At 41.1% G+C, this 14,187-nt stretch carries 1 protein-coding gene; it reads right to left on the reverse strand.

Going from position 1 to position 14,187, the window contains the following annotated elements; all coding sequences use genetic code 11:
* Positions 1–3: 3 nt before the first annotated feature.
* On the reverse strand, positions 4–14,187 hold the full coding sequence (locus tag BLQ18_RS02635) for a T9SS type B sorting domain-containing protein (protein WP_090292342.1): 14,184 nt from the start codon (positions 14,185–14,187) through the stop codon (positions 4–6).

Consider the following 14,187-nt stretch of genomic DNA (forward strand, 5'->3'; position numbering starts at 1 on the left):
TCATTAATTGCGGTAGAGTGTAAAGTGGCCCACAAACTCTCTGTCATCACGATCACCATTTAGGCGAACTACATACCAGTAATCTCCAGTAGGTAATGGTTTACCATCGTAATTACCATCCCACCCTTTGATTTCGCGGGTCATTTCTTCCACTACTCTACCATAACGATCATAAATTTTAATTAGTACGTCAGGGAAGCCCTCAACATTGTCAGGAAGCCAAAAATCGTTAAGACCATCACCATCTGGGGTAAAGAAGTCTGGGAAGTCCACATCCATGAATTCCACATAGATTTCAGCAGTAGCCTCACATCCATTCTGATCAATAACAGTTACCGTGTAAGTATCTGTATAGTTGATGTAGAATATGTTGTCCGATCCATTGTTGATATCGTTGAAATAGAAGGTATAATCCTCTACACCACCTTCAGCGATAGCAGTGATTTGGTTAAAGCTGTTGTTCTCCAATACCAAGGTCAATGGTTCATAACCTTCAATGGTGAAATCATAAGTGGTCATACAACCATTGGCATGAGCAATAGTAACAAAGTGATCACCTGGGGTAAGGTTTGAAAAATCTGCAGTCAATTGCATATCTGCAGGATCAGTTGAATCCACTGCATACATTACATCGTCTATTATTGACTCGTTTTCAAAAACAATATCCAAGTAATTGTTCGGAATATTTCCTGTACACTCATACATTGGAGTTACCGTAGCCGCAAGATTTACACCTGGCTCGATTTCCACAATCACATTGGTTTCACAACCTTGTGCATCTCTAATAAATACTACGTGAGTTCCTGCTGCAAGATTTTGGAACAAGAACTGATCTTGTACAAAGTTTGCATCTTGGCTAGAGTTCAAGCTGGTCATATATGGTGCTGTACCTCCAGTAACTTGAATTTCAAACTCACCATCTGCGCTATCGAAACATACTTCGTGCATAATGTTGATAGCTTCTGCAGCGATTGGTTCTGGTTGAACAATTTCAAATTGGAAGGTCAAGAAACAACCGTTCACATCTTGAGCGATTACATCGTAAATACCAGGTGCCAAATCGGTAAAGGTATTTTCGGTATCGAACTGATCAAGGTTTGGTGAAATTGCGTAAAGAATTTCTCCTGTACCACCAGATACTTCAACAGTGATTGTACCGTCGTCCATTCCTGCACATGTAATATCGGTAGACTCTTCTCTTTCAATTACCAATGGAGCTGGATCAACAATGATGATTTCAGGAGACACCTCAACACAATCCTCACTGATAACTCTTACGTAGTAGCTACCTGCTGGCAACGTATTGAATGTTCCACTGGTCTGTGGTCCAGCCAATAGGTTGGTCAAAGCAGCATCACTGAACAATTCGTAATAGTAATTACCCAATCCACCAGTTGCTTGAGCAGTGATTGTTGCAGATGCTTCACCCATACAGTTGATGAATGCTGCAGAATCGTCAATGGTCAATATTAATTCTGGTATAGGATCAATGGTTACTTGGTTAGAGATTTCAGCCTCACAACCATTTGTATCACGAACATAATATTGGTATACTCCCTCTCCTACGGCTAGCGTAATTGAATTACCTGCCATTGGAGTAAAGTTGATGTTATCGGTACTGTACAAGTAAGAACCGTTTCCACCTGAAGCGGTCAATAAAATTTCTGCATCAGTGGTACAAGTCATTTCGGTAACCTGAACTAAAGAAGCAAATACTTCAGTTGGCTCGTTGATAGTTACTTGTGGAGTTTCCACACCACAGTTCCAACCATCAGTTACGGTAATGCTATAGATACCAGCACCCAATCCTGTAAAGGTATTGTTGGTTTGTTCACCTGTTGTGAATTCAATGGTAGTACCAGTTGCATCATAATAGTTCAACTGATATGCATATGAACCTTCTCCACCAGTTACGTTGATGGCCCAAACAGCAGCACTGTCATCTCCATAACAAGCCAAATCAATCGGAGCAGCATCAATATCTGCGGTGATAGGATCTGGTTCTGTTAAGGTCAATGTTCTATCTTCAAAACAACCACCATTATCGGTAACTCTTACCGTATAATCTCCAGCAGACAATCCTGTGAACACGAAACTTTGAACATCGTTCATGGTGTAAACTTCTGAAGTAGTGGTATTCGTCAATACAATATCGTATGGTGCATATCCTCCTGTTGGTGCTACCATTATTTCACCTAAATCGTTAGTACAAGTTACATTGGCGACTTCCAAAGGAGCAGCATCCAATGCTGAACTTGGCGAAATGATGGTAACTGTACCAGATGTAGATGTGCAGAAAGGAGCTTCTGTGGCCTCTACTTCAACATAATAATTGCCACCAACCAAATCAGGATGGGATATGGCCAAGGAACCAGCTGAAGCATTTCCACTTCCAGATACGATAAGCGTACCATCGGTTCTGTAAACATCATAATCATATAATCCTGGGTAACCAGAAACATCTATTGTAATTTCTCCTGCATCACCAAAACACATAGCTGGTGAAGTAGCCGTAGCAACAACATCAATGGTATCGTAGGGTGCAATGGTGTATGAAGTTATAACGTAACATCCCGTTGCATCATTAGTAGCCCTAAAGGTGTATGTTCCTGGAGCATTCAAGTCAAATGTTGCAGTGGTACCTGTAGAAGCCGTCATTGTTCCATAAGTGTTTCCAACAGGCAACAAGGCAAATGTATAGGTGTCACCAGGAATATATTCTGTAACCGTTAGGGTTACCGTTTCTGGATTCACACAAGATATAGCAACATCTTGGTTGGTAGCTACGGTGAACGTATTCAATGGTTGAATATCAATACTATTTGGATATTCACATCCATTGGCATCTCTTACAATATAGTTGATGGTTTGAACACTTCCATTATCCACAACATCAAATGTTGTAGATGAAGTAAAGGCATTTCCATTGAAGCTATAGACAAATGGAGCGGTTCCACCAGTTGGAACAACAGTCACAGTTGCTTCATTAACTGAATTACTTGGGCTACAAGAGAAATCAGTAGCAGTAGCAGTGGCCGCTAATACTGGAGGTTCTCCAATTGTAGCATCAAAGGTATCTTCACAAGCTCTGGAAGAAATTACTCTTACTCGGTAATCACCAGCTGGTAGATTATCGAATACAGGGCTCGATTGCGCAAATCGGTAAGGAGTTACCAAGTTGGACATTTGATATAATTCGTAAGTGTAAACAGGGTCAACAACGGTTGCTGGGTCAAGAACCACAGTCAAACTACCATCTGAACCGCCATTACAGCTTACATCTTCTTCAATTACATTATCGATAACAGGATCTACTTTATCATCCAATTCTTGTGTTACCACATAAGTACATGGAGTAGTAGTATCATTATCGGTTACGGTAATGGTATAAACGCCTGGTTGAACAAGTCCTGTGAATACTCCCGTAGCATTGCTATCGGTTGTAGTTCCATCAGGATAAACCAAATCAAATGTTAGGTTAGATGAACCACCAGATACATTCACGGTAATTTGTCCTCCTGGATCAACAGTACAGTCAATTGGCTTAACCACGGTTGTATTGGCAGTCATTGCATCAGAAAGAACTACTGGACCAACAGTTGTGGTACATGTCCACTGATCAGCTATCAATACCTCATAAGAACCAGCACCCAATCCTGAGAAAATGGTACTTGTTTTAGGCGAACCAACGTTCACTCCGTTTCTGATCAATTGATAAGTGTAGTTGCTTCCTTGACCACCAGTGGTTCCAACAACTTCGATTTCTCCTTGAAGGTTGGTACAGTTTTCAACATTTACTTGCAGTGAAGCTGTAATTGGCAGAGGATCGGTCAACGTAACTGTATCCACCAATTGCTCACATCCGCTTGAATCGATTACCCAAGCTTCATAAGTTCCTACGGACAATCCTGTAAAGTTAGGACTAGCCACATAGTCACCAGGGCCTGTTGGAGAAGTAGTTCCCACATAGTAGGAGTATCCACCCCATCCACCAGCTACGCCAGTAATTTGGATAATACCATCGTTACCCACACAAGTGATATCGGTTACCACAGTAGAACCTGTAATCGGTGCGGCAGGACCAGCAATATTGAATGATTCGCTGTACACACAAGCAGCACCTGGAGGGTTGGTATCAGTAACTTCGATATAATAAGTACCCGCCGCAAGACCTGAAATGGTAAAGTTTCCATCTGTGTCAGATCCTGTTGAGGTTACATCATCGGCCAAGTTGGTTGGGGTATTGTTGATATCGTAGTATAAGGTATATGTTATTGCACTTGCATAGGTAATGCTAGAAGCATCTACCAAGTTCAGTTCAACAGCGCCATTGGTATCACCATAACAAGTGATATCTGTTGTGCTGACTACCATTAAATCCAACACTTCTGGATCAGCTACTTCGTGTGAAACGGTAATGATACATCCTGTTACTGTATTTCTCACTTCAAAATTGTGAATACCAACAGACAGTCCAGTAAAACTTCCTGAAGCTTGGAAAGTTCCAGAAGGCAACTCTCTAAACTCATAGTTTGCTGGGTCTGTAACAGATGTTGTTATAGATCCAATAGCAGTAATAGTAATATCTTCACCTGTTACACAAGTGGCTACAGCATCAACTGCTACGGTTGCAGAATCCAAACTATCGAATGGTGCAATAACAGCAGTTGTAGTTCCTAAACATCCATTACTATCGTATACATTAATGGTATAATTGCCACCTGCTGTATTGGTTTCAGTGTAAACAGGGTTGCTACCTGACTGAACCACTACAGAACCAGCATCATTGATAAATTCATAGATAACATAGTTTCCGCTACCTCCTGTAATGGAAGCAGTGTCCACGGTAATTGTTGCATTGTTGGTATTGTTACCAGCAGTACAACCAAATTCAACCACTGTTGGTGCAGCAACAGCAATGGCTGCTGGCTCTCCAATAATGATATCAAAGATGTCAACAAAACAGCTGTTAGAACCAACTCCTCTTACACTATATGTACCAGCAGGAAGGTTTTCAAATGTGTTACCATTCAATACAGCACCAGCTGGCATTGGAGATAAAGTATAGGTTAATGGGTTGATACCATTATCTATTTCTGTAAGTGTAATGGTTCCATCGCTGGCACCAAAACAAGTTACATCCGTATGCGTTTCAGTGAAGCTTGGAAGCGGTGCGTCTGGCACCTCAACTGTTATGGTACGTGAACAGTTTGGTGGGGCTGTTCCCATATCAAATACAATCACATCATAACTGCCAGCAGCAGCAGCACCTGTCCAAGTAAATGGATTGGAAGGTAGCACAGCTCTAGCTTGGTCGTTAGTACCAGGCCCATCGATCATGTACTCGTAATTTCCAGATCCAGCAAAAACTTCGATTTCAATTTCTGCATTGGCCAAGGCTCCTGGCTCACAATCCAAAGCAACAGTTTGAATTGCAGTGAACTCCAATGGAGGATGTACCTCAATCACATCCGTATCAGTACAACCATTGCTGTCAATAATCGAAACATTATAGGTTCCTGGAGCTACATTGGTAAATATGCCTCCGTTGTTTTCATAGGTCGCACCTCCATCCAAAGAATAGAAAATTTGAGGCGCAGTACTTGTTGCGTTAATGGTAACAGTTATTGGTAGGGCACAGCTATCGATTACAATGCTGTCAATGGTTGGATTTGGAGTTAGTGTCAAAGGAACTGACCCAAGATTCACACCACAACCATATTGATCCTCCATAGTTACATCGTAGTTACCTGCAGGTGAGTTTGCAGGAATCTCAATAGGGTTATCAGATGTTGAAGTTATAGTCGTGAATCCAACAGGTCCAGTTACAGTGTAGGTGTACGTTCCACCTCCACCCAATGGGTTTTGAACTTGGATCAAACCAGGCTCACTACAGCTAATATCTTGTAGTACATTCAACGTACCAGAAAGAGGGTTCAATTCTGGTAAAAAGACATTTTCCGTTGCACCCACACAACTATCGTTGTTGGAACCATCTACTTCGGTAACTTCAATGTAATAATTTCCTTCAGGTAAATTGTTAACTGTAACATCTTGTTGAGGAGATGAAAATGGCACAATTCCACCACTGGTAGCCACAGATACAGGCGAACCAGAAGACATGTCATAAACAGTCCATCTCATCTGAGTTTCAAATGGAGCTTGGTTGTCGGTGATTGTATATGTGATACTACCAGTGCTTAATCCATCACAAGTTGGAGTTACTACAGAAGTAATTTCCAAAGGAACGGTAATCAAATCGTTCACGTTTACATTACTCTGACGCACACAACCACTCGTATCCCTTACATAGAAAACATAGGTTCTACCAGGAACCAAACCTGTCCATTGGTACATTCCATGACCAGCTGGCACAGTGTTTCCTAGGTTATCTGTTGTTCCACCAACTTGCCATGTTGCAGCAGTTGGATCAAAATTAGCTGGATCATCAGAGTATGCATATTCGTATGGAGCCACACCTTCGGAACCTTGAACGGTAACCTGCAATTCATTACAGTTTACAATCAAAGCTGAAATGGTAATATCCAAATCATCCAATGGGTAAGGAATAATGAAAGGCTCTAAATCTGTTTGACAAACCGTGTTGCTTGATCCATCCACAGTTCTCAATGAAGGATAAACCGTATCTCCAGGATTATATCCACGGAATTGATCAGATGACTGCCAAGTTGTACCGCCATCATCACTAAATTCGATGGTTCCAATGGTCGATGGGTAGCCTGAGAAATCAAATCCAAAATCGTTTGGTCCTACACTAGCGTCACAATTTAATGGTACTACACCTGTAACAATACCTGTTAATTCATCAGGGTTGTTGATGGTTTGTGTATCTGTAATGGTACAACCTGTTGCATCGGTTACATTAATTGTGTAATCCCCAGGCATTAGGTTGTAGTAAGTACGGCTAGAGGCCAATACGTTTGTATCGGTTTGGTTGGAAGCACCTCCATTGTCCAAATCCACAATTTCTATGGTATATGGGGCAATTCCAGAGGTAATATCCACCAAAATATTTCCAGTTCCATCATGACAGTATGGATCAGTAGGCGTTGCAACCATTGTTAATGGTACAGCAGGATTTACGGTAACTGTTTCAACATATTCACAATAAGGAGCAGTTGCCGAATTATCTCTTACGTACACATCAAAAGTACCTTCGTTACCAGCACTCACAGTGTAAACATTGGTAGTTGAGAAGGATCCAGTTGGGTCAGTCGTAGTTGGAACAAAAGCATATTGCAGAACTGGACTTCCGCCAGAAGCTGTTACGGTAATACTTCCATCAGCACAAGAAGAAACATCCACAACTTCTACGTTCGCCACCAAATCATCAACAATGGTTACGGTATCTTGAATAGAACATCCATATTGATCACGAACATCAATGGTATAGGTTCCTGCTGTTAAGCTTGAGAATGTATAGGTAGTAGCTGAGGTAGGCGTTGGGGTAATCCAAGCACCACCGTTAATACTGAACTGATAGTTTCCGTTTCCAGAAGTTACATCAACCTGAATAGTTCCGTCGTTGTTTCCACTATAACAAGCTGTTGGTGTTAAGGTGAAAGCAATGGTTGCTGGTGGAGCGATGGTAATAGGAGTTGTATCCTCGCAAAGATTTGTGTCTCTTGATCGAATCACATAATCTCCAGCAGCCAATCCAGTAAATACATTAGAAGATTGGTAAGTCGTGATTACACCACCTACAGTATCTTCCAATTGGTATTGGTATGCAGGAGTACCACCTGTTGTGGTTGCTGTTACAGTAGCACCACCGTTGGTACAAGTAAGTTCGTTGGTCACCACTGCAGTTACATCCAATACATCAGGTTGTGCTAATGTTTGGTTCAACACTACCGAACAAGCAGGGTCTCTTAGGTCTACAATGTTGATCGTATGTGCACCAGCTGCTAATCCTGAAACAGTGATAGGACTTGCAAATTGAGCCGCAGAAACAACGCCACCATCTACTTGGTAGGTATAACCTGTTGCTGGGTCAAAGTTTTCAACTTCAAAGGTGATGGTTCCATCGTTAGCACTGTTACACGTTAAATCTGTGTAAGAAGTGATGGCTCCATCAAAGGCATTTCCATCCTCAACGTTTACATTGATAGTCAAAGATTCTGTACAAACCTCAGGAGTTTGGTAGGCTTCAATATCATCAATCGCGATATCATTTCCGCCAGTAACAGCTGAATTTGTTCTAATAACAATATCTAAGTTGGTATTTGCTCCTGGATTTAGGGTTACAGAGTAGTTTTGCCAATCGTTAACACCATTGTTTTTAGGAACATTTCCTGTAGTTGTGCTCGCAATTACAGTTCCAACTCCATCAACTAATTGAATGTCGATATCTGGATCAGCTCCGCCAGTTCCATTTCTTAGCAAGTTAAATGCCCAAAGGGAAATGGTAATATCTCTGTTTGGAACTACTTCGATGCCTCTTTTGGCATAAATAATGCCATTGGCACCAACTGCGCCACCAACATTCATGGCAAGGAATCTACCATTGGCCACACCTGTATGATCATTAGGACTTAACCATGATGGGTATGGATTTACAATGGTTTGGGTCACTGAGTATTCCCCGTCTTGTATTTCAGTATTTATTGACCATCCACAAGAGTTTGCAGACCCATTTTGAGGTTCATAGCAATACGCTGGGTCTACCTCTGGAATACTGGTATTTGGTCCTGTTCCAAAGTTTTCAGAAAGAAGAATACTCGGAGAAGGAGCAATATTACTTGTATAATTTACCGTAATTGTATGGTTTCCAACAGCAACATCCGTAAACACATTGGAGGTGTTTGGAGTATTTGGTGAACCATCAATTTCATAAGTATAATCAAAATCTGTGCTACTTGGAGTTACAGTAATTGTACCCTCACCATCACACTCGTAATCTATTGAAGTAGTAGCTGTAGGAGCTTCAGGTTCTGGATCAATAGTTACAGACATTGGGAAGGTACAAAGGTTGGCATCCCTAATATAAAGGGTGTGCGTTCCTGGCAATAAATAACCAATTGAACTAGCACCGTAGGTTGAACCTCCATCAAAACTATATTCGTAAGGAGCGGTTCCTCCAATGGCATTGGTAATACGCACCTCTGCTCCCATTCCTGGATAACATTCTGCCAATGCAGTCACTGCTGCTGATGCAGAAAGCGTTAAAGGTTCAGTAATGGTATAAATTTCGGTTACCTGACAGTTGTTGGCATCTCTTACACGTACATTGTAGCTTCCTGCAGGAAGATTTACAAAAGTGTTTGAAGTTTGGTAATTGGCACCATTGTCAATACTGTACAAATATGGTCCTTCACCACCCGAAGCAGCAATGGTAATTTGAGCTTGTGATTCACCACTACAAAGAATATCAGTATTTGTAACTGAAATAACCAATGGATCATCTTGTGTGATTGTAATGTCGTAAGTAGCCTCACAATATCCAGCTGCACCGTTGTTGTCTCTTACATACACATCGTAATCCCCAGCAGAAGTAACGGTAATAGGATTTGTAGTTGAGAAGTCTCCAGCATTTGGGGTTGCTCCATTGGCCACAACTGCATACACATAATTTCCATCTCCACCAGCGGCAGTAATGGTAATATCTGTATCTGTTGCACAGGCTGTAATATTTGGAGCCGAAGCAACAACACTAAGTTCAGGGTCAATTGTGATAGAAGCTGTATCGGTACAATCATTACCATCTCTAACATCAACGGTATAGGTGCCTGGGCCTAAGTTGGTAAATACATTGTTGGTTCCGAAAGGACCTCCATTTAGACTGTATTCGTAATTTCCGTCACCACCTGATGTGATGTTTGCTGTAAGGGTCAAACCTGTAGCATCATCGTAACAAATATCGTTGGGAACAATTTCCAAAACAGGCGCAACGGCCTCATTTAAAATGAAGGTATCGGTAAACACACAACCGTTAGCATCGGTTACTGTATAAGTATAGGTTCCTCCAATGGCCAATCCACTGAATAATCCGCTAGATTGGGGTCCAGACAAAACATATCCAGCTGGGCCAGACGTAATTTCATAGGTATAACTTCCCCATCCACCATTAGCAACTATGTTCGCAGAACCATCGGCAACACAAGTAGGCTGTGCCAAGGTTACAGGAGCGGTAATGGCTGCTGGTGGAGCAGCAATGGTTACATCTGTGGTATCGGTACAGTTGGTAAGGTTATCAGTTACTGTAATGGTGTAAGTTCCTTCGGCCAAACCAGTCAAAGAAATAGTTCCGTTGGTTTCTCCTGTTCCAGAGAAAGAAGCTGGTCCTGTTACCGTATAATCGTAATCAGTATTGAAGTTGGAAACAGTGTATGCAATTTCACCATCAGTGTCACCATAACAGGTGACGTTGCTTACAACTTGACCAATCACTGAAATCTCTGTTACTGGAGCAATAGTGTAACTTTCATCATAGAAACACCCGTCACTGTCTGTTACACGGAACATATATGTTCCTGGCAACAAGTCAGCGAAAGTGGCATTGTTTCCATTGTTCACCGCACTAGCAGCTGGAGAAATAATTTCATAAGTTAAACTTGGTGAACCACCTGTTACTGTTAATGTAATGTCTGATTCGAAAGTAGGACACAAAGGATTTGTTGCCGCAAAATCGATATCGGTTGGTGGTACAAGAGGGTCAATGGTGATAGGGTTGGTATCGAATGTACATCCGTTGGCATCTCTAATCACAGCAGAGTAGGTACCATCTGTAAGACCATTAAAAGTTGGAGAGCTTACAAAGTTTACACCATCAATACTATATTCATATGGAGCAGTTCCTCCAGTTACATTTTGAATTTCAACAACACCATCTGATAAACAGCTATAGTCTTGGACTAAAACTGCACTACCATCAATTGTGGCGCCAGGAGCGGAAACGGTGTGGTACTCGAAGTAATCACAAGAGGCACTTCCTTTTCTTTGGTTGATGACCACTACATAATCGCCATCTCCCAAAGCAGGAAAATTTCCTGAAGCATTAGTGCTCAAAGCATCTGCGTAATCGTAGTTATCCTCATCAAAACCTGTAGCATCGAACAAATAATAGGTTAACTGATATCCATTACTGTTCACAAGGTTAAAAGTGATAGATCCTGTAGCATCACCATTACACAATACATCTAAAACCGTAGTTGCATTAAAATCTGCAGCAGGTCTAAACTCAATGGTCACTGTGTTGGATATATCATAACAGTCATATCTATCCACAACTACAAAGGTGTACTGTCCTGGATCGTAGATATCGAAAATTTGACTTGTCTGAAATTCAGAAGCAGGAACATCGGTAACGGATGGATAGGAAATTTGGGTGATTCCGTCTTCATCTACAAATGACCAAATAGCATACAGGTGGGGAGTTTTTCCTCCTGTTGATTCCATTTGAATATTTCCTTCACGACAGGTAATGTGTTGTGATATTCTTGCAGTCAATTCAAGATCAGCTTCATCTAAAATGGTTACTTGTTCGTTGTAAGTACAACCATCGTCGGTTGTAACCGCTACATCATAAACTCCACTATTTAGGTTTTGGAATGTATAGTTGTTGTCAGCAGAAGGCCCAAAAGTATCAACCACTGTTCCACCTGTGGAAATTTCGTAATAATATTGAGGTTCTACATCCAAAACAGAAATGGAAATCTCTCCCAATCCTGTACAGTTGGTATTTTGGGTTGTAATATCTACTTGGAAATCTCTTTGAAGAATACCGATGTTATCCAACAAAAAAACACAACCACCAGTAACACCAGCTTGTCTCATTTCTACCATGTAAGCTCCATTGGTAGAAATATCAAAACTTGGACTAGATTGGTAAGGAGTAATGATTGCTCCAGTTGATTGGTTCACCAATTGGAACTCATAGCTCAAAGGCATATTGGTAACGGTAATGTTTCCGTCTGTGTTACAAATAATGTCTCTTGAGGTGTATTGTGGATCAAGAGGGTTTTTGTAAACATTAAAATAGAACCTGGTAAAACAACCGTTTTGGTAGTTAAGGGTGATTCTGTATTGACCTGAGTCGGTAGCCAAGAAATCATTTCCTGTATCTACGGTGTCCCAAGTACATGACCCATCTGTGTTGGCACAACCATCTACCGCAGCTCCACAACTAGCCTCATCCAATTGTTCCCAAACAATGCTCAATGCATCAGGCACATTGATCTGAATCAATTCCGTATCGTTAAGACCACACAAAAAGATTTCAGGAGTTTCGCTACCATCATTTGGACATACAATGATATCTCCGTCTATGGTGTTGGATGTGTCGTTGATTAAGGCTGTAATTGGGTTGGACTGAACCGAACCGAACAATTCAACCGTAATGATTTCCATGAAATCCTTACATGGGTCAGCAACTTGTTTGTCAACTAAATAAGTTCCTGTTTCAGTTACTAAAAGGGTACTAGGGTCGTTGTCAGAATCGGTATCGGTAACCACAGTATCTGTCCCAACATCAATTTGATTGTTGCCGTTAACATCCAAATACCAAGTATAACTGTCAAAGTTATCACCAGCATCCAAAAGCACATTATCACCACACAATTGTACAGTACGGTCAAAGTTACAGGCGCTCAAGTCGTCCAACAAAAAGTTGGTGGCACCAGGTGTACCAAATCCACAACCATCAAATTCAGACACACTGGGGTCATCTGTGATTTGTGCCGAGTTTATGGCTCCTTGATAAGTGGAATAGGCCACATTTTGTATAATATCTGTACAAGCATCAATAAAATCATAACAGTTTTCTGCTACTTGAACACGCATGCGAATGGTGGCCGCTGGATCATTTTCTTCTATAATCCCATTTGGAACAGTGAATAAAACAGTTCGTGTACTTGGGTCGTAAGTATAGGTAACACCTGCAGGCATACTTATACTTGACTCATCTAAAGTAACATTGATGGGAAGGATATCCCTAATTGTATAATTGATGGCGTCATCATTACCCACGTTTTGGAACGTAAGCACATAATCCAAGTATTGACCTAGATTTACACCTTGTCCCGTAATATCGTTACCTCCAATGTCCTCAACCGTTTTGGCCAAGTTCATATGAGGTTCAATAATTTCTACATCTAAAGATGTAAAGAAGATGTCGTATTTATCTTGTGATGAAGAAGCGCGTAAAGTGGCTCCAGTTTCACTGTTTGGAATTACTGATCTACTAGGGTTTGGAATGGTAAACAAATCAACATCCCACCCTAAAGTGTTAATGCTGTTTGGGTTCCGATTGGTTTGAATCACCCCTTCATCAGTAATGTTACTGTTAAAGAAGTTGGTAGCTGGATTGGCAGCATTGGACAATGAAGTAAATGTACTATTACTATCAGCTCTAATGGACAAGCCATCACCACTAATTCTATTATCTCCTTCAAGCGCAGCTACCCCCAATTTTGCATTTACTGGGAATGGAGCAGGAAGTGTTGTAAAACCACTGAATGGAATATCAACGGTTTGACCTGATTTGATACCAGCATAACCATCAAACGTTGTGATATATTTTCCAGGATAAGTTGGGTTTTCATAAACAATAACCAAGGTCCAACCACCAGATACTCCTCCTTGAACATTATCACCAGAACTTGCCCGAACATTGGCTACAGTATATTCACCATCTGGATTGGCAAGGCCAGTAAGTATTGAGGTAACATCTTTATAACAAGCATATGGAGCATAATTACCAAAGTCTGAATCTCCCTGTCCATCGAACAAAATTTCATCAGCAGTTAAGTCTACATAGGATGCACCGGGTACTTGGAATTTAATTTGATTAAAATCTGTACTCCTATTGCTGTCGCTATAAACTGCAGACCAATATAAACCTGCATATCTGATCAAAGAACATCCTGTATCGGGTATTGCAAGGGTTGCACTACTGGAGCTGAACGTTGAAGGATCACTGTCAACATCAATGTATTGCATGTTCAACCTGTCGTTGTACTCCGAACTTGACCCCGTTAGGTTATAAGGATCCTCTGGGTCGTCTCCGCCCTCATCCCTATTCACAATATTGTTTGCTATAAATGTAAGGTCACCTCTGAGTTCATTTTCATAGCGAACATCAAAACTGTTCTTAACCTGGGAATAACCAGTATATGAAAATAGAATCGCACAAAGGGCAATACACCATTTAAGTAGTTGTTTTCTCAT

The organism is Flagellimonas zhangzhouensis, from assembly GCF_900102925.1.
Classification (GTDB): Bacteria; Bacteroidota; Bacteroidia; order Flavobacteriales; family Flavobacteriaceae; genus Flagellimonas; species Flagellimonas zhangzhouensis.

What these genes read in the sequence shown, in the direction of transcription:
- BLQ18_RS02635 (WP_090292342.1), bottom strand. Translation starts at nt 14,187, where the DNA reads ATGAGAAAACAACTACTTAAATGGTGTATTGCCCTTTGTGCGATTCTA.